This window comes from Paraburkholderia sp. DD10 (assembly GCF_049177125.1).
Classification (GTDB): domain Bacteria; phylum Pseudomonadota; class Gammaproteobacteria; order Burkholderiales; family Burkholderiaceae; genus Paraburkholderia; species Paraburkholderia terricola.
Window position 1 is genome coordinate 106345 of record NZ_CP185393.1, and the last position, 23892, is coordinate 130236.

Annotated in this window: 19 protein-coding genes; 8 read left to right on the top strand and 11 right to left on the bottom strand. The window is 65.2% G+C overall.

The window, feature by feature from the left end:
* Positions 1 to 21: 21 nt before the first annotated feature.
* On the bottom strand, positions 22 to 1320 hold the full coding sequence (urtA, locus tag ACOCG7_RS15845) for an urea ABC transporter substrate-binding protein (protein ID WP_083085774.1): 1299 nt from the start codon (positions 1318 to 1320) through the stop codon (positions 22 to 24).
* 431 nt (positions 1321 to 1751) lie between these two features.
* Here urtA and ACOCG7_RS15850 point away from each other — a divergent pair, with 431 nt between their 5' ends.
* Positions 1752 to 3083, top strand: a complete 1332-nt coding sequence (locus ACOCG7_RS15850) for an aspartate aminotransferase family protein (protein ID WP_114161988.1) — start codon at positions 1752 to 1754, stop codon at positions 3081 to 3083.
* A gap of 43 nt (positions 3084 to 3126) precedes the next feature.
* Here the strand turns inward: ACOCG7_RS15850 and ACOCG7_RS15855 are convergent, their stop codons facing one another.
* The 5 genes from ACOCG7_RS15855 to ACOCG7_RS15875 all read right to left on the bottom strand — a co-directional run bounded on the left by ACOCG7_RS15855 (position 3127) and on the right by ACOCG7_RS15875 (position 7737).
* Positions 3127 to 4434, bottom strand: coding sequence for a DUF3443 domain-containing protein (locus tag ACOCG7_RS15855; RefSeq protein WP_208645233.1), 1308 nt, complete (start codon positions 4432 to 4434; stop codon positions 3127 to 3129).
* Between the two features lie 27 nt (positions 4435 to 4461).
* Entirely contained in the window at positions 4462 to 4929 is a 468-nt protein-coding gene (locus ACOCG7_RS15860; RefSeq protein WP_114161990.1) for a DUF2844 domain-containing protein, read from the bottom strand.
* Positions 4930 to 5144: 215 nt separating this feature from the next.
* Positions 5145 to 6662: a TolC family outer membrane protein gene (locus ACOCG7_RS15865; RefSeq protein WP_114161991.1), complete on the bottom strand. Its 1518-nt coding sequence runs from the start codon at positions 6660 to 6662 to the stop codon at positions 5145 to 5147.
* Between the two features lie 16 nt (positions 6663 to 6678).
* Entirely contained in the window at positions 6679 to 7002 is a 324-nt protein-coding gene (locus tag ACOCG7_RS15870; RefSeq protein ID WP_114161992.1) for a rhodanese-like domain-containing protein, read from the bottom strand.
* An 81-nt stretch (positions 7003 to 7083) separates the two neighbouring features.
* Complete coding sequence (locus ACOCG7_RS15875) at positions 7084 to 7737, bottom strand: protein-L-isoaspartate O-methyltransferase family protein (protein WP_073431694.1); 654 nt, start codon at positions 7735 to 7737, stop codon at positions 7084 to 7086.
* A 288-nt stretch (positions 7738 to 8025) separates the two neighbouring features.
* On the opposite strand from ACOCG7_RS15875, the gene ACOCG7_RS15880 reads away from it, so the two are divergent.
* The 6 genes from ACOCG7_RS15880 to ACOCG7_RS15905 all read left to right on the top strand — a co-directional run bounded on the left by ACOCG7_RS15880 (position 8026) and on the right by ACOCG7_RS15905 (position 14885).
* Complete coding sequence (locus ACOCG7_RS15880) at positions 8026 to 9084, top strand: LacI family DNA-binding transcriptional regulator (RefSeq protein ID WP_114161993.1); 1059 nt, start codon at positions 8026 to 8028, stop codon at positions 9082 to 9084.
* A gap of 3 nt (positions 9085 to 9087) precedes the next feature.
* Positions 9088 to 10575 (top strand): sugar ABC transporter ATP-binding protein, encoded by a 1488-nt coding sequence (locus ACOCG7_RS15885; RefSeq protein WP_114161994.1) that lies wholly within the window; start codon positions 9088 to 9090, stop codon positions 10573 to 10575.
* Complete coding sequence (locus ACOCG7_RS15890; RefSeq protein WP_073431697.1) at positions 10556 to 11569, top strand: ABC transporter permease; 1014 nt, start codon at positions 10556 to 10558, stop codon at positions 11567 to 11569. Before ACOCG7_RS15885 ends, ACOCG7_RS15890 begins: the two co-directional genes overlap by 20 nt.
* A 78-nt stretch (positions 11570 to 11647) precedes the next feature.
* Positions 11648 to 12625 (top strand): substrate-binding domain-containing protein, encoded by a 978-nt coding sequence (locus ACOCG7_RS15895; RefSeq protein ID WP_073431698.1) that lies wholly within the window; start codon positions 11648 to 11650, stop codon positions 12623 to 12625.
* Positions 12626 to 12659: 34 nt separating this feature from the next.
* Positions 12660 to 13712, top strand: coding sequence for a sugar phosphate isomerase/epimerase family protein (locus ACOCG7_RS15900; protein ID WP_114161995.1), 1053 nt, complete (start codon positions 12660 to 12662; stop codon positions 13710 to 13712).
* Between the two features lie 21 nt (positions 13713 to 13733).
* Positions 13734 to 14885: a Gfo/Idh/MocA family protein gene (locus tag ACOCG7_RS15905; RefSeq protein WP_114161996.1), complete on the top strand. Its 1152-nt coding sequence runs from the start codon at positions 13734 to 13736 to the stop codon at positions 14883 to 14885.
* Between the two features lie 50 nt (positions 14886 to 14935).
* On the opposite strand, the gene ACOCG7_RS15910 is transcribed toward ACOCG7_RS15905, so the two are convergent.
* The 5 genes from ACOCG7_RS15910 to ACOCG7_RS15930 form a co-directional block, all read right to left on the bottom strand.
* Positions 14936 to 15196 (bottom strand): hypothetical protein, encoded by a 261-nt coding sequence (locus tag ACOCG7_RS15910; RefSeq protein ID WP_073431701.1) that lies wholly within the window; start codon positions 15194 to 15196, stop codon positions 14936 to 14938.
* Between the two features lie 71 nt (positions 15197 to 15267).
* Positions 15268 to 18477 (bottom strand): efflux RND transporter permease subunit, encoded by a 3210-nt coding sequence (locus ACOCG7_RS15915; RefSeq protein WP_114161997.1) that lies wholly within the window; start codon positions 18475 to 18477, stop codon positions 15268 to 15270.
* A 15-nt stretch (positions 18478 to 18492) separates the two neighbouring features.
* Positions 18493 to 19695: an efflux RND transporter periplasmic adaptor subunit gene (locus ACOCG7_RS15920; protein ID WP_114163422.1), complete on the bottom strand. Its 1203-nt coding sequence runs from the start codon at positions 19693 to 19695 to the stop codon at positions 18493 to 18495.
* 157 nt (positions 19696 to 19852) lie between these two features.
* Entirely contained in the window at positions 19853 to 21013 is a 1161-nt protein-coding gene (locus tag ACOCG7_RS15925; RefSeq protein WP_083085789.1) for an ABC transporter substrate-binding protein, read from the bottom strand.
* 32 nt (positions 21014 to 21045) lie between these two features.
* Positions 21046 to 21987, bottom strand: a complete 942-nt coding sequence (locus ACOCG7_RS15930) for a CysB family HTH-type transcriptional regulator (RefSeq protein WP_073431704.1) — start codon at positions 21985 to 21987, stop codon at positions 21046 to 21048.
* Positions 21988 to 22203: 216 nt separating this feature from the next.
* Here ACOCG7_RS15930 and ACOCG7_RS15935 point away from each other — a divergent pair, with 216 nt between their 5' ends.
* Positions 22204 to 23883, top strand: a complete 1680-nt coding sequence (locus ACOCG7_RS15935; RefSeq protein WP_073431705.1) for a nitrite/sulfite reductase — start codon at positions 22204 to 22206, stop codon at positions 23881 to 23883.
* Positions 23884 to 23892 lie beyond the last annotated feature (9 nt).

Here is a 23892-nt window from a genome sequence, read left to right on the forward strand (position 1 = left end):
GCATGACGATCCGGCGTGCGGTCAGGCGACGCGCGCGCGCTTCAGGAACGCCGGAATCGAGCTGACCACGTCCGGCTTGCTCGAATTGCCGGCGATGAACGGGCTCCACGGCTGCGCGCGAATCGCGGTCTTGGTGCGCCACACCACGTTGAATTGGCCGTCGGCGCGCACTTCGCCGATCATCACCGGCTTGTGCAGATGGTGATTGCCGTCCATCTCCAGCGTGAAGCCCGACGGCGCGACGAACTGCTGGCCGACCATCGCGACGCGCACCTTGTCCACGTCCGTGCTCTTGGCCTTCTCGACGGCCTGCTTCCACATATGAATGCCGACGAAGGTCGCTTCCATCGGGTCGTTCGTCACGCGCTTGGTGCCGCCCGGCAGATTGTTCTCCTTGACCCACGCGGCCCATTGCTTCTTGAACTTCTCGTTGGCCGGATTGCGTACCGACATGAAGTAGTTCCATGCCGCGAGATTGCCGACCAGCGGCTTGGTATCGATGCCGCGCAGTTCTTCCTCGCCGACCGAGAACGCGACGACCGGCACGTCCGACGCCTTCAGCCCCTGGTTGCCGAGTTCCTTGTAGAACGGCACGTTCGAATCGCCGTTCACCGTCGAGATCACCGCGGTCTTGCCGCCTTGCGAGAAGGTCTTGATGTTCGCGACGATGGTCTGATAGTCGCTGTGGCCGAACGGCGTGTAGACCTCCTGGATGTCGGCCTCCTGCACGCCCTTCGACTTGAGGAACGCGCGCAGGATCTTGTTGGTCGTGCGGGGGTACACATAGTCGGTGCCCAGCAGGAAAAAGCGCTTGGCGCCGCCGCCTTCCGCGCTCATCAGATATTCGGTGGCGGGAATCGCCTGCTGATTCGGCGCGGCGCCCGTGTAGAACACGTTGCGCGACATTTCCTCGCCTTCGTACTGCACCGGATAGAACAGCAGGCCGTTCAGTTCCTCGAACACCGGCAGCACCGACTTGCGCGACACCGAGGTCCAGCAGCCGAACACGACCGCGCACTTGTCCTGCGTGATCAGTTGGCGCGCCTTTTCGGCGAACAGCGGCCAGTTCGACGCCGGGTCCACCACCACCGGCTGCAACTGGCGGCCCATCACGCCGCCGCTCTTGTTGATCTCCGCGATGGTCATCAACGCGGTGTCCTTCAGCGAGGTCTCCGAAATCGCCATCGTGCCCGACAGGGAATGCAGAATCCCCACCTTGATCGGACCGCTGCCGGACTGCGCCTGGGCAAACGGAACCTGACCAGCAAGCGCCAGCGCGCCCGACATGGAGCCGAACTTCAACAGACTGCGACGTTTCATGTGTATCCCCTTGCCATTGATGATGAATGTTTATGGGCGTCGATTTCGGTCAGCGTTGCCTATCCCGTATGACTTGCCGCTCCTGTACTGCAAGGCACATGCCATGCGGCAAGTTCGACTGGAAGTGCGTGCGGTTCACGCTGCGGCGCGGCTGCGAGCGAGGTAAGTTATGCGCGCTGCGGCGCCGTTGTGGTGCACGCGGGGGGCGTGCGCTTCGTTGGGGTGCGTGCCGCGCCGCGACGAGGCGTGCGCATCGGCCAGCGGGCGTCGGCGGTGCATGGCCGCCGCGCGTTTGTGCATGGGCCGCGGTTTGCCTACACTGAAAGGCCAGTCATGCAGGCTTTGCGTGGCACCGGAGCGCGCTGCGTGGACCGGCGTGAATGCCGAAGCATGAACTCCGATCGACATGGGCGCTTTGCAGGAGACATGAAATGACCGAGCACGCCGGCGTCAATCCACCGGATATGTCCGCTTTCTGGATGCCCTTCACGGCCAACCGCCAGTTCAAGAGCGCGCCGCGTCTGCTGGCAAGCGCGAAGGGGATGTACTACACGTCGCACGACGGCCGGCGCATTCTCGACGGTACGGCCGGGCTATGGTGCGTCAACGCCGGTCATTGCCGCGACGAAATCGTGGCCGCGGTGCAGGCGCAGGCGGCCGAAATGGATTTCGCGCCCACCTTCCAGATGGGCCATCCCAAGGCTTTCGAAGCCGCCACGAAAATCGCCCGGCACACGCCTCACGATCTCAAGCACATTTTCTTCGTCAACTCCGGCTCGGAGGCGGTCGATACCGCGCTGAAGATCGCGCTGGCCTATCACCGCTCGCGTGGCGAAGGGCAGCGCACGCGCTTCATCGGACGCGAGCGCGGCTATCACGGCGTGGGCTTCGGCGGCATTTCGGTGGGCGGCATCGCGCCGAACCGCAAGGCGTTTTCCGGCGCACTGCTGCCCGCGGTCGATCATTTGCCGCATACGCTGAACCTCAAGGAGGCCGCGTATTCGAAGGGACAGCCGGCGTGGGGCGCGCATCTCGCCGACGAACTCGAGCGGCTCGTCACGCTGCACGATGCCTCGACGATTGCGGCGGTGATCGTCGAACCGGTAGCGGGCTCGACGGGTGTGCTGATTCCGCCGCAAGGCTATTTGCAGCGGCTGCGCGAGATTTGCGACAGGCACGGCATCCTGCTGATCTTCGACGAGGTGATCACCGGCTGGGGGCGCCTCGGCGCGCCGTTCGCCGCGCAGTACTTCGGCGTCACGCCCGATCTGCTGACGATGGCCAAGGGCACCAACAACGCCGCCGCGCCGATGGGCGCGGTCGCCGCGAGCACGCGGATTCACGATTCGATCGTGAACGGCGCGCCGGGCGGCATCGAGTTTTTTCACGGCTACACCTACTCCGGGCATCCGATCGCCGCGGCCGCGGCTTGCGCGACGATCGATCTATACGAGCGCGAGCAGTTGTTCGAACGGGCCGCGCGGATGGCGCCCGTCTTCGAGAACGCGATTCACGCACTGCGCGGCGAGCGGCATGTGATCGACGTGCGCAATCTCGGCCTGGTGGGCGGGGTGGAGTTGGCGCCGCGTGACGGCGCGCCCGGCGCGCGTGCTTACGACGTATTCGTGCGCTGCTTCGAGAAGGGCGTGTTGACGCGTTATACGGGGGACATTCTGGCGTTCTCGCCGCCGTTGATTATCGAGGAGGCGCAGATCGAGGAGATCTTTGCGACGGTGGGCGAGGTGTTGAGGGAGACGGAGTAGGAGGCGCGCCCACGAAGCAGCGCCTCCCTGATTCATGCGGTTATCAGAACGCGACGAACGGACCGGTCAGCGTGCCGATCTTGCTGTCGCCGATCACCGTGTAGACGCTGCGGCCGTAAAAGAACGGCAAGCCCCACAGGAACCAGCGGCCGGACGACATGGACGCCCCCACGTTGTTGAACGCGGCGTTGCCGGTCGCCGCCAGGTTCAGCGCGTTCTCGATCTGGAAAGGCACCGCAAGCGGCGCACCGGAGCCGGCCGAGGCCTCGATCGTTGCCGACAGGTCGAGCGCGCTCGCCGGCGTGTAGAAATCCGAGGTCGTGGGAATCGCGCTGTCGGCGAAAGCGTACACGTTGGTGCCGCTGTCGATCGCGCTGTAGTTGAACGCGGTGCCCTGGTAATGGGTGGTCAGGAAGCCGTATGTGTCCACCGTGAAGATGTTGGCGTCGGCGGGCAGCGCATTGTTGGCCTGCGTGCCCACGCCGAATATCAGTTCACCCGTGACGGAGGCCTGGCCGCTCGCGGGCACTGCCGGCAAGCGGATGATCGTGCCGTTGTAATCGGCGCTGAATGCGGCAACCGGGTTCATCACTTGCTTTTCGGCCTTCACGCGGGTGCTGACGCACGAGTTCGCCGACGGGCAGTAGTAGTAGTTGCCGGGTATCGCGGTGGTCAACGCGTCCTTGGAATCGTGGACGCCGTGCCCGATGCCCAGGATGCCATTGGCGCCGAGGCTTCGGGCCGTGCTGTAGTCGGCTCCGCCGTGCGCGGTGCAGTCGGACGGCGTGGTGAATGCGCCGTCGCCCATCACCTGGACCGGAATGTTGCTGGCCGTCCTGCTGCCGATCTTGACGTCGGCGCGCTTGACCGAGCCCCAGGTGAAGCCCGAGGCGAACGGCATGCATTCGGCGATCGGGAATGCGCCCGTCGTATCGTCGAGCGCGCCGATTTGCGTGAGCAGTTTCGGGTTGAGCGACTGAAGCGCGCTGGCCGCAATGCGCACGCCGGTCGAACCGGTGTCGACCAGCATGTTGTCGACGGTCACGCATTGCCCCCGACCCGGTTGACCCGGCACGCACACGGTGATCGAGGCCGACAGCATGTTGAGGTTGCCCATCGAGTTGTCGACGCGGATCGGCACCGTATTGTCCGACTCCGTTTTGATGCCCGCCGAGTTACCGTCGTTGTTCGAATTCCCCGAATTGCCGGGGCTGTTGCCGACCCAGTCGGGGGTTGCATTCCAACTGACGGAATTGTTGCCCTGGCCGTCGCCGCCACCAGCGCCGCAGGCCGTCAATATGACGGTGGCGGCCACCGTGGCGACCCGCAGCGTCTTGTTCAATGTGTTCATTTTGTTTTTCCTGATTCGACGGAGGGCTTATTGGAGATCGCCAGGACGCACGCCCGCGGGCATCAGACGAGGCAGGTAAGCCATGCCGAAGAAGCGCCCGAGGCGGCCGGCCGACTCGACGCGAAAATCGTCGTTGCCGTCGATGAGCGGCCCCGTGCCGCGCGCACGGCTGTGACCCGCGCTCACGTAGTTGGGGAAGTAGCTGCCGAGCAGCGCCGTCATGTCCGGGCGGATCGGCCCGTCCCACGTGACGGCGAACACGACGTTGCCAGGCAACACGTATTCGCGGATCGTCACGCCGTTGGCGTCGATCGATTGATGCAGGGTGTAGGACGCCGCGCGCGCGGCCCCGGCCGCTGATGCGCCGGCGACCGACTGCATGGCGCGCGGCGCCGACTGGGAGGAAGCGCCGGCGCTCGGCGCGCCGCCCAACGTTGCATACGAGGAGAGCGGCAACAGCGTTGCGGCCAGTATTGCGAACTTCAAAACGCTCATCACACGGCTCCGGCAAAAAAGGTCGGAGCATGGTGCCTGTGCGCTGGCCGGGAATTCGGGTGAAATTTCGTGGGTGGATGCGCGAAGCGGCGCAATGGCTACGCAGTGTTCGCGACGTTGCGAAGCGTGCAAGGTCGGGCTGCGGCTAGTGAAGCCACAAATAACCGTGCACTGCGCAACGCGGAAAGAGAGGAAGCGGTGAAGAAGAAAGAGACCTACCGCGGCGTCGTCACGTTCGGCATCGTGTGTCGTCCCGACTTGCCCGCCGCGCCTTTGGCCGCCGCACCCGGATGCGGCACCGTCGGCGCCTGGGGCAACGCGGTCAGCGAACCGTTGTCGACCGGCGAGAGCAGTGCGCTCAACTGCAGCACGTCCTGATCGGTGAGACTCGCCGTCGCGGCCTTCAGCTTGAGGCTGTTGATCAGCGTGTCGTAGCGCGCCTTCGCCAGATCGCGGCGTGCGGAAAATAGCTGATCCTGCGCGTTGAGCACGTCGGTATTGATCCGCACGCCGACCTGATAGCCGAGCAGGTTCGATTCGAGCGACGTGCGCGCCGATTGCTCGGCGGTTTGCAGCGCGCGCACCTGCGCGAGTCCGCTCACCACGCCGAGAAACGCTTGCCGCGCCGAGAGCGCCGCGTTGCGCCGCGCGGTGTCGAGATCGGCGGACGCCTGGTCCTCGAGCGCGAGCGTCTGACGCACGCGGCTTTGCGTCGCGCCGCCGGCAAAGAGCGGGATTGTGACCTGCACGCCGATCGCGCTGCTCGTGTACGAGCCCAGGCCGCCGAAGCCGGCGGCGAGCGGCGGCGTGCCGGCCGCGGGCGAATTCGCGCCGCTGCCGAAACCGCCGAAGTTGCCCGCGCCCGCCGAGCCGAGACTGCTGCGCGAGCGGCTTGCCACCAGATCGACGGTCGGCAGATGGCCGGACCTGGCCTTGGAAGTTTCGCGCTGCGCGCTGTCCAGCGCGATCTGCTTCGACACGACCTGATAGTTGGCGTCGGTCGCGGCGTCGACCCACTGGTTGATGTCCGCGGGCATGGGCGGCGGCAGCGGCGTACCGGCGGCGAGCCCGTCGACATGCTCGACCGGATGCCCGACGATCTGCTGCAGCGCGGCCAGCTTCACCGCGAGATCGTTCTGCGCGGCGATCTCCTGCGAGATCGCCTCGTCGTATTTGGCTTGCGCTTCGTTGGTGTCGGTGATGGTGGTGTTGCCCACCTCGAATGAACGTTTGGCCTGTTCGAGCTGCTGCGCGATCGACGCCTTCTGCGAACGCGCGATCGCGACGCTGTCCTGCGCGGCGAGCGCGTTGAAGTAAGCCTCGCCGAGACGCACGATCAGGTCCTGGCGCGCCTGCGCGAACGACGCCTGCGCCGCATCGACCGCGAGCTTGCCTTGCGCGTAGCCGTACCAGCTATCCACATGAATCAGCGGCTGCGTGAGCGACAGCACATAGCCGTGGCTGTTGCCGTAGGAAGCGGGAAAGCCGCCGCCGAAATCGGTGTTCTGACGGCTCGCGTTGAGCGACGCGGACAGTTGCGGCAGCAGTTTGGCGCGGGCGAGCGGCAGTTCCTCGCTGTTGGCGGCGAGCGCGGCGCGCGCGCTTTGCAGTTGCGCGTCGTTGGCGAGCGCTTCGTCGTAGAGCTGGGCAAGACCCACGGCTCGCGCGGGAAGCGCGGGCAGCGCGCACGCGAGCGCCACGGCGGCCAGGAGGACCGCCACCCGCCAGCGCATCGTCAAGGCCGTTCGATCAGTAAGTGGGGACGGCCGGATCGACCTGACGCGACCACGCGTCGATCCCGCCTTGCAGATTGAAGACGTTGGCATGGCCGCGCGATTCGAGGAACATCGCGACCTGGGCGCTGCGCGCGCCGTGATGGCAGACGCAGACGATTGGCGCGTCGTCGTCGAGTTCCTCGCTGCGCGCGGGAATCTCGCGCATCGGAATCGACACGGCGCCGGCGATCGACGCCGTCTGGATTTCCCACGGCTCGCGCACGTCGAGCAGCACGGGCGCGGGACGCGACGGATCGGCGAGCCATTCGGCGAGCGCGGGAGCGGTCAGGTTTTGCATCAGCGGGACATCCAGTTCAGGTGACGGCGGCGAGCCGGCCGTCCGGAAAAACACGCAAGCGAGCGAGCCGATCGGAACCGATCAGAACTTGAAACGCGGCGGCTGCACGGCGTTGACGAGCGGCTCGACATAGGTTTCGAACACGTCGGCGATGCGGTACTGCTTCTCGTCGATACGCGTGATGATCTGCGCCTTCATGACCGGCGCGGTGCCGACGAACGCCGCGAGCCGGCCGCCGACCTTGAGTTGCTCGAGGATGTCCTGCGGCAGCACCGGCAGGCCGCCCGACACGCAGATCACGTCGTACGGCGCGGCGTCGGCCCAGCCGCGCGAGGCGTCGCCGGTGGCGACTTCCGCGTTCAGCACGCCGTTGGCGATCAGGTTGTTCCTGGCCAGTTCGGCCAATTCCGGTTCGATGTCGACCGTCAGCACGTGCTGCGCGCGATGCGCGAGGAGCGCCGCCATGTAGCCGGAGCCGGCGCCGATTTCGAGCACGCTTTCGTGTTTCTTCACCGCCAGTTCCTGCAGCACGCGCGCCTCGATGCGCGGCGCCAGCATATGCTGGCCGGCCGGCAGCGGCACTTCGAAGTCGACGAAAGCCAGATCGCGGTAGACGGTGGGGACGAAATTTTCACGCTTGACGATCGAGAGCAGATTCAGCACGTCCTGGTCGAGCACTTCCCAGGGGCGGATCTGCTGTTCGATCATGTTGAAACGCGCTTGCTCGATGTTCATGATGGATTCGGCGGTTTGATTTGGCGGGTTTGGCGGTTTTGCCTCCGACCGGGGTCTCGCGGCGCCAAGGTACGGCGGGCACGTAAGCCACGGCAGGGTAACCGCCGGATTGTACCAAAATGGCGACGCCCGGCCGGCGCCCGCGGGCAGTGCGCTGCTCGGCCGCAGCGCGAGGCGGACCGTGGCTCGGTCCGCTCGCCTCCGTGTTAATCCCTAGCGATCGGTGCTTGCGATTCCGGCTTGAATCGTCCAAAAATGTAATCGATTACATTTTCGAGGGCATTCAACTTGTCCAGATCGTCGTCCAGGACGGATTCCACCTCCGCGTCCAGCGTGCGTCCGCCGCGCGCGGCCGAAGGGGTCTCGATTGCCGGCGTCGCCGAGCAGGCGGGCGTATCGGTGGCGACGGTCTCGCGTGTGCTGAACGGCCACGAGAACGTGCGGCCCGCAACCCGCGACAAGGTGCTGGCGGCGATCGACGCCAGCGGCTACCGCGTCAACGAACTCGCGCGCAATCTGCGCACCGCCGAAAGCCGCCTGCTGCTGACGATGGTGCCCGACTTCGGCAATCCGTTTTACGCCGAGATCGTGCGCGGCATCGACAGCGTCGCGCGTCAGCACGGCTACTTCATGCTGCTCTGCGACACCGGCGCCGATCCGGGCCGCGAGCGCAGCTACTTCGACCTGTTGCAGCGCCGCCGCGCGGACGGCGCGATCTGCCTCGACCCGGCGACGATCCAGCAGGCGCTCGGCGAGGCGTCCAGCGCGCTGCCGTGGGTCGCGTGCTGCGAGTTCGATCCGTCGGTGGGCGTGCCCTACGTGGGCATCGACAACTACCGCGCGGCCGGCGACGCCGTGCGGCATCTGCTCGCGCGCGGCCATCGGCGCATCGGGCTCATCAATTCCGACGTGGACTACCTGTACGCACGGCAGCGTCAGCAAGGCTATCTCGACGCGTTGGCCGAAGCCGGCATCGCGCCGGACGAACGCTGGCGCATGAACCTGAACAGCCTCGACTACCAAGCGGGCGCGTCGGCGGCGGCCACCCTGGCCCAGCAGCCGCAAGCGCCGAGCGCGATCTTCGCGGTCTCCGATACCCTGGCGATCGGCGTGATCCATGGCTTGCGCAGCGTCGGCAAGCGCGTGCCCGACGACATCGCGGTGGTCGGCTTCGACGACATTTCGCTCGCCGCGCAAATCGATCCGCCGCTCACCACGATCGCGCAACCCATGCGCGAACTCGGCGAAACCGCCGCGCGCCTCCTGCTGCAACGGCTCGCGAATCCATTGGCGAACGTGCCGGGCGTGCTGCTGCCGCATCGGCTCGTGATTCGCGGGAGCGCGTGAATCATGAGCCTCGCCGTTCGTTTCGACGACATCCGTAAAGACTTCGGCCCGGTGCGTGTACTGCACGGCGTGAGTTTCGAGCTGACGCCGGGGCGCATCTACGGTCTGCTCGGCGAGAACGGCGCGGGCAAATCGACGCTGATGAAAATTCTCGCCGGCTATGAAACGGCGACCTCGGGCAGCTTGCTGATCGACGGCCACGCGCAGCGGTTCATCGGCTCGCGCGAGGCGCAAGCGCAAGGCATCGTGCTGATTCACCAGGAGTTCAATCTCGCCGAGCACCTGACCATCGCGCAGAACATGTACCTCGGTCACGAGAAGAAACGCGGCTGGTTCGTCGACGACGCCGCGATGCGTGCCGAAGCGGCGCGTTATCTCGCGCAAGTGGGTCTGGAGAAAGCGCCCGACACCAAAGTGCGCGAATTGATCGTCGCGGAAAAGCAGATGGTGGAGATCGCCAAGGCGCTCTCGCGGCGCGCGCGTTTGCTCATCATGGACGAGCCGACCGCCACGCTCACGCCTTCCGAAACCGAACGGCTTTTCACGCTGATGGCGAAGCTCAAGGCCGACGGCGTGACCATCATCTACATCTCGCACAAGCTCGACGAAGTGGAGCGCATCACCGACGAAGTGATCGTGATGCGCGACGGCCGCTTCGTCGCCCGCGGCGCAACGGCGGGGCTCGCGCGGCAGCAGATGGCGAACCTGATGGTGGGGCGCGACGTGTCCGACATGTTCCCCGACAAGCTCACCGTCTCAGCCGATGCGCCGATCGCGCTGCGAGTGCAAGGACTCACGGTGCCGGATTGGGTGGACGACCTGAGCTTCGACGTGCGCGCCGGCGAAGTGCTGGGCTTTGCGGGCCTCGTCGGCGCGGGCCGCACCGAGGCGTTCGAAGCGATCATCGGTTTGCGCAAGCGCACGGCGGGCCGCATCGAGATCGCCGGCCGCCGCGCCGATCTGTCAAGCCCGCGCGACGCGATGCGCCACGGCCTCACGTATCTCAGCGAGGATCGCAAGGGCAAGGGCCTGCACGTGAACCTGAGCTTGCAGGACAACGTCACGTTGATGACGCTCGAACGTTACGCGCATCCGCTGCTCGATCTGAAGGCGGGCCGCGCGGCGTTGACGAAAGCCGTGAGCGAATTCGGCATTCGCACCGGCGACCTGTCGAGCCGCGCGCGCATGCTCTCCGGCGGCAATCAGCAGAAGCTCGCGCTCGCCAAGTTCCTGCAGCCGGACCCGAACGTGATCGTGCTCGACGAGCCGACGCGCGGCGTCGATGTCGGCGCGAAACGCGACATCTATTTCCTGATTCATCGTCTCGCCGCGCAAGGCCGCGCGGTGATCGTCATTTCATCCGAACTGATCGAGCTGATCGGCTTGTGCCACCGCGTCGCCGTGATGCGCGCGGGGCGCCTGCAAGCCACGCTCACGCTCGAACATCTGACCGAAGAGGAGTTGATCGCCCATGCGACCGGCACCCACTGAAGCCGTGCAATCCGGGCGCGCGCTGCGCTTCGCGCATCGACTGTACGCACTCGGGCCGCTGGCCGGCTTGATCGCGCTGTGCATCGTCGGCACGCTGCTCAACCGCGATTTCGCGACGCTCGACAACATGATGAACGTGCTCACGCGCACGTCGTTCATCGGCATCATCGCGGTCGGCATGACCTTCGTGATCATTTCGGGCGGCATCGATCTGTCGGTCGGCTCGATGGCCGCGCTGATCGCGGGCAGCATGATCTGGCTGATGAACGCGCTCGCCGCGGGCCTCGGCGGCCATACCTTCGCGCCGCTCGCGATCGTCACGCTCGGCATCGTGTTCGCGCTGCTGCTCGGCGGGTTGTTCGGCTGCGCGCATGGGCTGCTGATCACGAAAGGACGGATCGAGCCGTTCATCGTCACGCTGGGAACGCTGGGTATTTTTCGCGCGGTGCTCACCTGGCTCGCCGACGGCGGCGCGTTGACGCTCGACAACTCGCTCTCCGATCTGTACGGGCCGGTGTATTACGCGAGCCTGTTCGGCGTGCCGGTGCCGATCTGGGTGTTTCTCGTGGTGGCGGCGGGCGGCGCGCTGATCCTCAATCGGACCGCGTTCGGCCGGCACGTGCAGGCGATCGGTTCGAACGAACAGGTCGCGCGCTATGCGGCGATTCGCGTCGATACGGTGAAGATCGTTACCTACGTGCTGCTCGGCATTTGCGTCGGCGTCGCCACGGTGCTCTACGTGCCGCGGCTCGGCTCGGCCACGCCGACCACGGGCCTGCTATGGGAACTCGAGGCGATCGCCTCGGTGGTGGTCGGCGGCACGGCGTTGAAGGGCGGCGAGGGACGTGTGGTCGGCACGGTGATCGGCGCGGTCCTGCTGTCGGTGATCGCGAACATTCTGAATCTGACCAGCATCATCAGCGTGTATCTGAACGCGGCGGTGCAGGGCGTGGTGATTATCTTCGTCGCGTTCGTGCAGCGCGGACGGCGGTAGTCGTGGTGGCTTCAGCGTGACACACAGGCATATTCCAGAACCGGGGCGCACGAACGCCTCACCATAGGAGACACAACCATGAAGCGGATCATTCGAGCGGTCGGCGCCGGCATGCTGGCGTTGGGAGTACTGGGTACGGCGGGCGTGGCCGGTATCGGCACGGCGCGCGCCGCGGAAAAAGTCACGCTGGGCGTCGCGATTCCGACGGCCGATCATGGCTTCACGGGCGGCATCGTCTGGTGGGCGAACAAGGCGAAAGCCGATCTGGAGAAAATGCACCCCGATCTGAAAGTGATCGTGAAAACCGCGGCCGGCTCGCCGGAACAGGCGAACCAGTTGCAGGACCTCGTGACGGTGAACAAGATCAACGCGCTGGTGATTTTCCCGTTCGAATCGGCCTCGCTCACGCAGCCGGTCGCGCAGGTGAAGAAGAAGGGCATCTACGTGACGGTGGTGGACCGCGGCTTGACCGACAAGAGCGCGCAGGACGCCTACGTCGCCGGCGACAACACCGCGTTCGGCAGGATCCCCGCGGAATATCTGGCGAAAGCGCTCGACGGCAAGGGCGACATCGTCGCGCTGCGCGGCATTCCGACGACGCTCGACAACGAGCGCTGGGCCGCGTTCACCGGCGTGCTGAAGGCCTATCCGAACATCAAGATCCTCGATGCCAAGTACGCGAACTGGAATCGCGACGACGCGTTCAAGGTGATGCAGGATTACCTCACGCGCTTCAAGCACATCGACGCGGTGTGGGCCGCCGACGACGACATGGCCGTCGGCGTGATCAAGGCGATCGATCAGGCGAGGCGCAGCGACATCAAGATCGTGTTCGGCGGCGCGGGCTCGAAGGGCATGGTGAAGAACGTGATGGACGGCGCGCCGCTGATTAAGGCCGACGTGTCGTATTCGCCGAAGTTCATCTACGACGCGATCAAGCTCACCGCCGAAGCGCGGCTCAAGGGCGAGAAGCTGCCGGCCACCACCATCATTCCATCGGTGCTGATCACGAAGGAAAACGCGCAACAGTTCTACTTCCCCGACTCGCCGTTCTGAGCGGCGAGCGCGTCGAAGTGTGAGGAACCAGACAATGAAAACCATCCAGGGCCCGGCGATCTTTCTGGCTCAGTTCATGGGCGACGAAGTGCCCTTCGACAATCTCGCGCATCTGGCGGGATGGGCCGCGAGTCTCGGCTTCAAGGGCATTCAGGTGCCGTGCGACGCGCGCCTGATCGATCTCGAACAGGCGGCGGCGAGTCAGACGTATTGCGACGAACTGCGCGAGATCGCTGAAAACGCGGGCGTGACGATCACCGAATTGTCGACGCATCTGCAAGGGCAACTGGTCGCGGTGCATCCCGCTTACGACGCGTTATTCGACGGCTTCGCCGCCGAGCATGTGCGCGGCAATCCCGCCGCGCGCACGCAGTGGGCCGTCGAGCAGATGAAACTCGCGGCGCAGGCGTCGCGGCGCCTGGGCTTGAACACGCACGTGTCGTTTTCGGGCGCGCTGGCGTGGCCGTATCTGTATCCCTGGCCGCAGCGTCCGGCAGGCTTGATCGAAGCCGCGTTCGACGAACTCGCGCGCCGCTGGTCGCCGATTCTCGATGCATTCGACGCAGCCGGCGTCGACGTTTGCTATGAACTGCATCCGGGCGAGGACCTGCACGACGGCGTCACGTTCGAGCGCTTTCTCGACGCCGTGAAGCAACACCCGCGCGCCAACATTCTCTACGACCCGAGCCATTTCGTTCTGCAGCAACTGGATTACCTCGCATTCGTCGACATCTATCACGAACGCATCAAGGCGTTTCATGTGAAGGACGCGGAGTTTCGCCCGAACGGCAAGCAGGGCGTGTATGGCGGATACAGCGGCTGGGTGGAGCGCGCGGGCCGCTTCAGATCGCTCGGCGACGGGCAGATCGATTTCGGCGCGATCTTCTCGAAGATGGCGCAATACGATTTTCCGGGCTGGGCGGTGCTCGAATGGGAGTGCGCGCTGAAGCATCCCCACGACGGCGCGCGTGAAGGCGCGGAGTTCATCCGGCGGCACATCATCCGCGTGGCCGAGCATGCCTTCGACGACTTCGCGGGCAGCGGCGTGGATGCGGCGCAATTGAAGCGCGTGCTCGGCATCCGCTAGCGATCACCAGGAGCGGGAGCGATGTCATATAGAAGGCTCAGGTTGGGCATGGTCGGCGGCGGACAGGGCGCGTTTATCGGCGCGGTGCATCGGATCGCGGCGCGGCTCGATGACCGGTTCGAACTGGTCGCCGGCGCGTTGTCGTCCGATCCGCGGCGCGCGCAAGCAAGCGCCGCCGAGGCCGGGATCGCGCGCAGCTATGCGGACTGGAATGAGATGGCGCGCGCCGAAGCCGCGCGCGACGACGGGATCGACGCCGTCGCGATCGTCACGCCGAATCATCTGCATGCGCCGGTTGCAACGGCTTTTCTCGAAGCGGGCATCCACGTGGTGTGCGACAAGCCGCTGGCGATTTCGCTGGTCGAAGGCGAGGCGTTGGCGAGGCTCGCTCGCGAGAAGAACAAGCTGTTTGCATTGACGCATACGTACTCCGGTTATCCGCTCGTGCGTCACGCGCGCGAACTGATCGAACGCGGCGAACTGGGCGAACTGCGCGTCGTGCAAGTGGAATACGCGCAGGACTGGTTGGCCGAGCCGATAGAAACGAGCGGGGTGAACAAGCAGGCCGGCTGGCGCACGGACCCCGCGTTGGCGGGGCCGGCCGGCTGTCTCGGCGATATCGGCACGCATGCGTATCATCTCGCCGCGTTCGTCACCGGCATGACGCCCTCCGCGTTATCCGCCGAGTTGCATACCTTCGTGCCCGGACGCCGCATCGACGATCACGTGCAGGCGATGCTGCGCTATTCGAACGGCGCACGCGGCATGCTGTGGGCGAGCCAGGTGGCGAGCGGCGCGGAAAATGCGTTGCGTCTGCGCGTGTATGGAACGAGGGCGAGCCTCGTCTTCGATCAGGAGCACCCCAACGCATTGTGGTTCACGCCCCTCGGCGGTTCGGCTGAGCGCTTGACGCGAGGGCGCGTGACCAGCGCGATCGCGGCGCACGCGACACGCGTGCCGCCGGGGCATCCCGAAGGTTATCTGGAAGCGTTCGCGCAGTTGTACAAGGACGCGGCGTTGCAGATCGAAGCGTTGGACGAAGGCCGCCCGCTGCCTGCTGAAAGCCTGCTGCTGACGACGGTGGAAGATGGCGTGGCCGGCTTGCGTTTCATCGACGCGGTGCTGGCAAGCAGTGCGGCGGATGGTCAGTGGCGGGAAATCGGCGTCGCTTGAAAGAGACGGGGAGCGGCCGATCGCGAAGCGTTGAAACTATCGCCCGCCGTTCAACCGCCCTTGCTTTTCTTGATCTGCTCTTCGAACGCGATATCGAGCTTGCTGGCCTTGCGCGGTTTGGGCGGACCGTAAGCGTCGACGAATTTGACGAAGTCGTCGAGCGTGAGCGGATCCGAGACTTTCTTGTCGGCGCCGCCCGATTTGTCGACCAGATAGAACAGGCCGCCCGACAGGCTGATCGCGGCGAACCGCGGATTGCCGCTGCGCGTTTTCAACCGTTCGACAGCGTGGATGGCTCGAGTGGTGCGCATGATGGGGGACCGTTGATCGGGGAAAGATCACTACTTTAACAATTTCGCGCGGGCGGGGCGGCGGCCCCACGTCATCGCTTCACCGCGGCTTGCAGCTTGCGGCGGAATTTACGCCGCAACCAATCCGCCCAATCCTCCAGCACCGTATAGACCACCGGCACGACCACCAGCGTCAAGATCGACGACGTAATCACCCCGCCGATCACGGTCTGCCCGAGCGGCCCGCGTTGCTCGCCGCCTTCGCCGAGCGCGGCGGCGAGCGGCAGCATGCCGAAGATCATCGCCAGCGTGGTCATCAGAATCGGCCGCAGACGCACGCGCGCCGCTTCGAGCAGCGCCTCGCGCCGCTCCATCTTGCGGCCCTTGCCCGAGGCGTCGAGCAGCGTGCCGCGCCGCGCCTGATTGGCGAAGTCCACCAGCAGGATCGCGTTCTTGGTGACGAGCCCCATCAGCATCACGAAGCCGATGATCGAGAACATGTTCAGCGTGCTGCCGAACAGCAGCAGCGCGATCAATACGCCGATCAGCGTGAGCGGCAGCGACGCCATGATCGCGAGCGGCTGCGCGAAGCTCGCGAACTGCGACGCGAGAATCATATAGATGAAGATCACCGCGAGCGCCAACGCCTCCACCGCATACACGAACGACTCGTTCATGCTCTTGGTCGAGCCTTCGAAACGGTAGTGATAGCCCGCCGGCAGATGCATCGCGTCGAGCGTCCTCGCAATGTCCGAAGCGACGTCGCCGGGCGAGCGGCCGTTCACGTTCGCCGACAGCATCACCTCGCGTTGCAGGTCGCGCCGGTTCAACACATCCGGGCCGGTCGTCGTGACGATGTCCGCGATCTGCCGCAGCGGCACCAGCACCGGCGCGCCGTTGGCGTCGGTGCGGTTGGTGGCGATCATCAGCTTCGCGAGATCGTCCACATCCTGGCGGTGCGCGCGCGGCAGGCGCACGCTCACGTCGTAGTCCTGGTCGTCGGGCGCGCGCCAGGTGCTGATCGCATCGCCGGAGAGCAGCGGCCGCAATGCGGTGCCGATGTCGGCCACGCCCACGCCGAGGTCGGACGCCAGTTCGCGCTTCACGTTGATCGCGACGATCGGCTTGTCCGCCTTCAGGCTCGAATCGAGGTCGACCAGCCCGGCGATCTTCGCCATTCGCGCCTGGGCCGCTTCGGAGAGCCGGCGCAGTTCGTCGATGTTCTCGCCCTGCAAACTCAACTGGATCGCCTTCGTGCTGCCCGCGCCGTCCGGCACGCCGATCTCGGTGACCGATACGCCCGCCACCGAGGCGAGCCGCGCGCGAAACACCTGGTTCAATTCGACCATGCCGCGCGTGCGCTCGCGCCGCTCCTTGAGCCGCACGGTGATGAGCGCGGTGTTCTTGCCCTGCGTGTTGCCGGAGTTGACCGTCGCGTAGGTGAAGCGCACTTCGGGATAGGCGGCGAGAATCGCCTGCACCTGTTTGACTTTCTCCGAGGTGGCTTCGAGCGAGGTGCCCACCGGCGTGTTCAAGCCGATCTGCGTTTCGGAGAAGTCCGCATTCGGCACGAACTCGGTGCCGACGAACGGCACCAGAAACAGGCTGCCGAAAAACGTCGCCGCGGCCACGATCAGCGTGAGCGCGCGATGTCTGAGCGACCAGCCGAGCAGGCGTTGATAGAAGGTCGTGAGTTGATCGATCCGCGAATCGAACAGGTGCAGGCAACGCTCGATGAAGCGGCCATAGCGATAGCCTTTGCGGCCCGTGTCCGCGTCGTGCAGATCGGGGTCCGGCCAGATCGACGAAAGCATCGGGTCGAGCGTAAACGACACGAACATCGAGATCAGCACGGCGGCGGCCACCGTGATGCCGAACTGATGGAAGAAGCGGCCGATGATGCCGCCCATGAAGCCCACCGGCAAAAACACCGCGACGATCGAAAAAGTGGTGGCCAGCACGGCGAGCGCGATTTCCTTGGTGCCGTCGAGCGCGGCCGTGCGATGGTCCGCGCCGAGCTGCACGTGGCGCACGATGTTTTCGCGCACCACGATCGCGTCGTCGATCAACAGGCCCACGCACAGCGATAGCGCCATCAGCGTGATCACGTTGATCGTGAAGCCGCATGCGTACATCACCGCGAAGGTGCCGATCAGCGCGATCGGCAGCGTGAGGCCGGTAATCACCGTGCTGCGCCACGAGCCGAGGAACAGGAACACGATCAGCACCGTGAGCAACGCGCCTTCGAGCAAGGTGCGCTTCACTTCGTTCACGCTTTCCTCGATGTTGATCGACGAGTCGTCGGTGATGCTGAGCTTCACGCCCGGCGGCAATTGCGGCTGCAGGCGCGCGACTTCCGCGCCCACGCCCTGCGCGACCTCCACCGTGTTCTCGCCCTGCGCCTTGACGACCGACAGGAACAACGCGCGCTGCCCGTTGAGCAGACCCATGCTGTCCGGTTCCTGCTGACCGTCGACCACGTCGGCGACCTGATCGAGCGTGACCGGCTGCGTGGCGGACGACGCCGTTGGAATCGCCGACTGCGCGCCGCGCCGCGCGACGATGATCCGCCTGAAGTCGTCCGGTTTCTCGAAGCGGCCCTTGACCTGCACCGTCTGCTCGACCTGGCTCGACGTGAGCGGCCCGGCGGGAATCTCCTGATTCTCGTTCTGCACCGCGCGGATCACCTGATCGACGCCGATCGAGAGCGCCTGCAGCTTCTGCGGATTCACGTCGATCCGCACTTGCCGCTTGACGCCGCCCACCAGCGACACCGAGCCGACGCCGCGCACGGTTTCGAGCCGCTTCCTCACGATCTGATCGGCGACGGTGGTGAGCTCGCGCGTGGAGAGCGACGCGCCCGGCGCGTTCGATACGGCCACCGTGACGATCGGCATATCCGCCGGGTCGTAGCGCAATACGCGCGGCTCCTTCACGCCGTCGCGCAGATCGGGGCGGATCAGCGCGATCTTGTCGCGCACGTCCTGCGCGGCCTGCACCGCGTCCACCGCGAGATCGAACTGCACGATCACCACCGACTGCGCGTCATACGAGCGCGAGGTGATCTGCTCGATGCCGCTGATCGTGTTGACCGCTTCCTCGATCTTGCGCGTGACGTCCGACTCGACCGATTCCGGCGACGCGCCCGGATACGCGGTCTGCACCACCACGACCGGAAACGTGATGTCGGGAAACTGGTCGACCTTCAGCCGCTGATACGAAAACAGACCGATGACGACGAACGCCATCATCATCATCGTGGCGAGCACCGGGTTGCCGATGCTGATGCGCGTGAACCACATGGGCGAGGGCTCCGGTCAGCGCGGGCTGCTGGCGCTCGAAGCGCCGGCCGCTGGCGGCGCGGCTTGCGCCGGCAGCGCAGGTTTAGCGGGCTGTACCACGCGCACGGTGCTGCCGATGCGCAACGAGCCGAGATTGTTCTTCACGATCTGCTGGCCGACCGCCAACGGCCCGCCGACGATTTCGGTCCACGCGGCGCCTTCGCCATCGTTGCTCACGCCGCTCACGCCGGTCTGCACCGTCTGCTCGACCAGCTTGCCGTCGATGAGCGCATAGACGCTGCGGCGCGCGCCGTCGGTGCGCACGGCGGTGACGGGCACCACCAGCGCATTCGGCCGGCTGCCGACCGCGATCGTGCCGGTGCCGAACATGCCGACCCGCAGCGTGCCCGACGGATTGGCGACCTGCACGTACACCATGATCGAGCGCGAGCCGGTCTGCGCGGCGGGATTGATGCGCGTGATCGCGCCTTGCACGGGCGTCTCGATGCCGTCGAAAGCAATCCGCACCGGCTGGCCGATCCGCACGCGGCCGATCTCGCCGACCGGCACCGGCGCCTCGAGTTCGAGCGTGCGCAGATCGACTACATCGAACAGCTTGGTGTCGACGGCGACTTTCTCGCCGGGCTCGACCGAGCGCGTGGCGATCTGCCCGTCGAGCGGCGAGTGCACCACGGTATCGGCCAGCGAGAGATTCGACGACGCCAGCGCCGCCCTCGCCGCATCCAGATTCGCGCGGGCGATCTCGTACTGGCTTTGCGCGGTGTCGAACGCGTTCTTCGAGATGAAGCCTTTTTCGACCAGCACGCGATTGTTGTCGAGCGTCTGCCTGGCGATGTCGAGCTGGCCGGCCATCGCCGCCATCTGGCCGCGGCTTTGCTCGGCTCGGGCCACGTAATCGCGGGCGTCGATCTTCGCGAGAATCTGGCCGGTCTTGACCGCGTCGCCCTCGCGCACCAACACGTCGAGCGCGGAGCCGGCCACCTTGGATTTGACCGCTGCCTGAGTGACGGCGCGCAGCGAGCCGGTCAGCGGCAGCGTTTCGGAGAGCGTGCGGCGGCTCACCGTGGTGAGATCGTCGGGGGCGAATTCGACGACGGAAGAGACCGTGGCGGTGGCGGCGGGCGCGCCGCGCTTCCTGATGGCCTGGACGATCGCGATCGCGAGGATCACGACGGCCACGGCGGCGGCGATGAGAATGCGTTTTCTGGTTCTAAGCATGCGCGATGGGACGGACTTCACGGACTGGCGGTGCGCGGCGCCTTTGCCTGTCGGCAAAGGCGCCGCGCGCTCGCACGGAATCGGCAAATCAGCCTGAGCCCGCGTTCACCGCAAGCCGGCCGTCAGCATGGTACACGGTGCCTCGCGCGGCGCCCGTTCACTGGCTCAAATAGACGAACTTGCCGTTCCTGATCGCGCCCATCACGCTGGCGCGCTGGTCCAGCCCGACGTGGTCCTTGGCGCTCGTGCTGACCACGCCGTTCGGCACGACCAGTTCATGCGCGCGCTCGAGTTCGTCGCGCAAGGCGATGCGAAAAGCCGGCGTGCCCGGTTGCGCGGTTTTCAACGCCCGCGCCACCGCGTCCTGAAGGCGCGGATAAACGCCCGCCGCGTCGCCCGCGAATTGCGTCACGCTGCCCGGGCCGTACTTCGCCTCGTACTCGTTGGCGAAGGCGAGCGCCGCCTTCTTCGCCGGATGGTCGGCCGGCAAGGTGCGCGCGACGACCACCGGCTGGGTCGGGAACAGCGTGCCTTCGACGTCCTTGCCGCCCAGCTTGATGAACTCGGGCGTGGCGATGCCGTGCGTCTGATAGATCGGCCCCTTGAAGCCGCGCTCGATCAGCGTGCGCTGCGGCAGCACGGTCGGCGTGCCCGCGCCGGCGATCAGGATCGCGTCGGGCTTGGCGGCCATCAGCTTGAGGATCTGGCCGGTGACGCTCGCGTCGGTGCGGTTATAGCGCTCGGTGGCGACCAGTTGGATGTGGCGCAGCGCGGCGAACTTGCTGAACTCGTTGAGCCAGCTTTCGCCGTAGCCGTCCGCGAAACCGATGAAGCCCACCGTTTTCACGTTGTGGTTCGACATGTAGCGCGTCATCACGTCGGCCATCGCGCTGTCGGTCTGCGCCATCTTGTAGGCCCACACCTTCTTGCCTTCCTGCGGTTCCACCACGCTCGCCGAGCCGATCAGCGTGATCATCGGCGTCTGGTTTTCGGCGACCGCGTCGAGCGCGGCCATTGCCGCCGGCGTGATGTTCGGGCCGACGATCACGTCCACGTGATCTTCGTTGATCAGCTTGCGGATGTTGCGCACGGCGGCGCCGGGGTCGGAGGCGTCGTCGAGGAAAATGTAGTCGGCTTTCTGGCCGGCGATCGTGGCCGGCCACATCAGCATCGCATTCTTGCTGGTGATGCCGATCACGGCGGCCGGACCGGTGCTCGACAGATCGATGCCGACCTTGAGGTCCGCGTGGGCGGCGGTGGCGAGCAGCAGCGCGCCGAGCGCGGCGAGGCCGCGAAGTTTTTTCTTATACGACGTCATCGAAAGGTCTCCGTAGCGGGAAGCGTGCGAGGTCAAAGTTCGTAGGTTTCGTGTTCGCCTTTTAGCGCCTGTTCGATCAGCTTGCGGTTCATGCTCGGCGACAACAGTTCGACGAGCGTATACACATAGCTGCGCAGATACGCGCCCTGTTTCAGCGCGACCCGCGTGACGTTGCTGCCGAACAGGTGGCCGACCGGCATCGCGCGCAAATGGCGGTCGCGCTCGGCGTTGAAGGCGATATCCGCCATGATGCCGACGCCCAGACCCAGTTCCACGTAGGTCTTGATCACGTCGGCGTCGATGGCTTCCAGCACGATGTCGGGGTGCAGCGCGCGCAGACGGAACGCTTCGTTGATCTTGGTGCGGCCCGCGAACGCGTTGTCATACGTAATCAGCGGATACTGGGTCAGATCATCCAGCGACAAAAGTTTGCGGTCGAGCAGCGGATGATCCGGCTGCATCACGGCGACGTGGTGCCACTGGAAGCAGGGCAGCGAGACCAGTTCCTTATAGTTGGCGACGGCCTCGGTGGCGATCGCGAGGTCGGCCTGGTCGTGAATCACCATCTCGGCCACCTGGGTGGGGCTGCCTTGCAGAATTGAAAGATGAACCTTGGGGAAGCGCTTCTTGAATTCGGCGATGGCGGCCGGAAGCGAGTAGCGCGCCTGGGTGTGGGTGGCGGCGATCACGAGGTTGCCCTGGTCCTGCGCCGCGTAATCCTTACCGACCCGCTTGAGGCTCTCGACTTCCTGCAGGATTTTCTCGACCGACTGCAGGATAATGCGCCCCGGCTCGGTGAGCGAGCGCACGCGCTTGCCGTGGCGGGTGAAGATTTCCACGCCCAGTTCGTCTTCCAGCTCGATGATCGCCTTGGAGACGCCGGGCTGGCTTGTATACAGTGCCTTGGCCGCTTCGGTCAGATTGAAGTTCTGCCGCACAGCCTCGCGGACGAAGCGGAATTGATGCAGGTTCATATAACCCCTCCGCATATCAAAAGAATTTTTTAGTCGTTTGAAATATAAGGCGAGTTTATTACGATCTGTCCATCTTTTTCAATATGGATATCTGTATTTGTTATAAGCAAATGAGAGATGGGTCTAAACCCTGACGCTCGCTTGCTGACAAACGGAAATTCAGGACGCGGCGGAACCGGACCGTCGTGTGTCACGCAAAAATATTGGGGTCCCCGAATGTACCAATACGATCAGTACGACCAGACCATCGTCGATGAACGGGTCGCGCAGTACGCCGATCAGGTTCGCCGCCGCTTGTCGGGCGAATTGAGCGAAGAGGAGTTTCGTCCGCTGCGTCTGCAGAACGGCCTGTACTATCAGCGCCACGCCTACATGCACCGCATCGCGATTCCATACGGCAATCTGCGCAGCGACCAGATGCGCGTGCTGGCCCAGATCGCGCGTGAACACGACCGCGGCTACGGCCATTTCTCGACGCGCTCGAACATCCAGTACAACTGGATCAAGCTCGAGGAAACGCCGGAAATCCTGCGCAAGCTCGCCGCGGTGCAGATGCACGGCATTCAGACCTCGGGCAACTGCATTCGCAACATCACGGCGGATCAGTTCGCCGGCGTCGCACCGGACGAAGTGGTCGATCCGCGTCCGTGGGCGGAAATCCTGCGCCAATGGTCGACGTTCCATCCCGAGTTCGCGTGGTTGCCGCGCAAGTTCAAGATCGCCGTCTCGGGTTCGCGGGAAGACCGCGCCGCCGTGCAGGTTCACGATCTCGGCGTGTATCTGAGGAAAAACGCGCAGGGCGAACTGGTGGCCGACATTCTGGCCGGCGGCGGCCTGGGCCGCACGCCGATCGTCGGCGCGATCATCCGCCGCGATTTGCCCTGGCAGCATCTGCTGACGTACTGCGAAGCCGTGCTGCGCGTGTACAACCGCTATGGCCGCCGCGACAACATGTACAAGGCGCGCATCAAGATTCTCGTGAAGGCGCTGTCGCCGGAAAAATTCTCGGCGCAGGTCGAGGAAGAATGGCAACACCTGAAGGACGGTCCTTCCACGCTCACGCAAGCGGAAGTGGACCGCGTGTCGCAATACTTCCAGCCGCCCGTCTACGAAAAGCTGCCGGACACCGACGCGTCGTTCGAAAAACACCTGCTGGAAAACCGTGCGTTCGCGCGTTGGGTGGAGCGCAACGTGCGTCCGCACAAGGTCGAGGGGTATGCGTCGGTGACGCTGTCGCTCAAGCCGACCACGATCGCTCCGGGCGACGCCACCGACACGCAAATGGAAGCGGTCGCCGATTGGGCCGACGAATATTCGTTCGGCGAAATCCGCGTGTCGCACGAACAGAACCTGATTCTCGCGAACGTGAAGAAGCGCGACCTGTTCGCGCTGTGGGAAAAAGCCAAGGCGCAAGGTTTCGCGACGCCGAACATCGGCTTGCTGACCGACATCATCGCGTGCCCCGGCGGCGATTTCTGCTCGCTCGCGAACGCGAAGTCGATTCCGATCGCGCTGGCGATCCAGGAACGTTTCAACGATCTCGACTACGTGTACGACCTGGGCGACGTCTCGCTGAATATCTCGGGCTGCATCAACGCTTGCGGTCACCACCACGTCGGCAACATCGGCATTCTGGGCGTCGATAAGGACGGCTCGGAGTGGTATCAGGTGACGCTCGGCGGCGAGCAGGGCACGGGCGCCACCGGCGCGCACCTCGGCCGCGTGATCGGCCCGTCGTTCTCGGCGGAAGAAATGCCGGACGTGATGAGCAAGGTGATCGATACGTTCGTCGAGAACCGCCACGAAGGCGAGCGCTTCATCGAAACGTACAACCGCATCGGCATCACCCCGTTCAAGGAACGCGTGTACGCGTCGCGTCAACCGGCTCACGCGTAACCGCGCAAA

What these genes read in the sequence shown, in the direction of transcription:
- urtA (WP_083085774.1), bottom strand. Translation starts at nt 1,320, where the DNA reads ATGAAACGTCGCAGTCTGTTGAAGTTCGGCTCCATGTCGGGCGCGCTG.
- ACOCG7_RS15850 (WP_114161988.1), top strand. Translation starts at nt 1,752, where the DNA reads ATGACCGAGCACGCCGGCGTCAATCCACCGGATATGTCCGCTTTCTGG.
- ACOCG7_RS15855 (WP_208645233.1), bottom strand. Translation starts at nt 4,434, where the DNA reads ATGAACACATTGAACAAGACGCTGCGGGTCGCCACGGTGGCCGCCACC.
- ACOCG7_RS15860 (WP_114161990.1), bottom strand. Translation starts at nt 4,929, where the DNA reads ATGAGCGTTTTGAAGTTCGCAATACTGGCCGCAACGCTGTTGCCGCTC.
- ACOCG7_RS15865 (WP_114161991.1), bottom strand. Translation starts at nt 6,662, where the DNA reads ATGCGCTGGCGGGTGGCGGTCCTCCTGGCCGCCGTGGCGCTCGCGTGC.
- ACOCG7_RS15870 (WP_114161992.1), bottom strand. Translation starts at nt 7,002, where the DNA reads ATGCAAAACCTGACCGCTCCCGCGCTCGCCGAATGGCTCGCCGATCCG.
- ACOCG7_RS15875 (WP_073431694.1), bottom strand. Translation starts at nt 7,737, where the DNA reads ATGAACATCGAGCAAGCGCGTTTCAACATGATCGAACAGCAGATCCGC.
- ACOCG7_RS15885 (WP_114161994.1), top strand. Translation starts at nt 9,088, where the DNA reads ATGAGCCTCGCCGTTCGTTTCGACGACATCCGTAAAGACTTCGGCCCG.
- ACOCG7_RS15890 (WP_073431697.1), top strand. Translation starts at nt 10,556, where the DNA reads ATGCGACCGGCACCCACTGAAGCCGTGCAATCCGGGCGCGCGCTGCGC.
- ACOCG7_RS15895 (WP_073431698.1), top strand. Translation starts at nt 11,648, where the DNA reads ATGAAGCGGATCATTCGAGCGGTCGGCGCCGGCATGCTGGCGTTGGGA.
- ACOCG7_RS15900 (WP_114161995.1), top strand. Translation starts at nt 12,660, where the DNA reads ATGAAAACCATCCAGGGCCCGGCGATCTTTCTGGCTCAGTTCATGGGC.
- ACOCG7_RS15905 (WP_114161996.1), top strand. Translation starts at nt 13,734, where the DNA reads ATGTCATATAGAAGGCTCAGGTTGGGCATGGTCGGCGGCGGACAGGGC.
- ACOCG7_RS15910 (WP_073431701.1), bottom strand. Translation starts at nt 15,196, where the DNA reads ATGCGCACCACTCGAGCCATCCACGCTGTCGAACGGTTGAAAACGCGC.
- ACOCG7_RS15915 (WP_114161997.1), bottom strand. Translation starts at nt 18,477, where the DNA reads ATGTGGTTCACGCGCATCAGCATCGGCAACCCGGTGCTCGCCACGATG.
- ACOCG7_RS15920 (WP_114163422.1), bottom strand. Translation starts at nt 19,695, where the DNA reads ATGCTTAGAACCAGAAAACGCATTCTCATCGCCGCCGCCGTGGCCGTC.
- ACOCG7_RS15925 (WP_083085789.1), bottom strand. Translation starts at nt 21,013, where the DNA reads ATGACGTCGTATAAGAAAAAACTTCGCGGCCTCGCCGCGCTCGGCGCG.
- ACOCG7_RS15930 (WP_073431704.1), bottom strand. Translation starts at nt 21,987, where the DNA reads ATGAACCTGCATCAATTCCGCTTCGTCCGCGAGGCTGTGCGGCAGAAC.
- ACOCG7_RS15935 (WP_073431705.1), top strand. Translation starts at nt 22,204, where the DNA reads ATGTACCAATACGATCAGTACGACCAGACCATCGTCGATGAACGGGTC.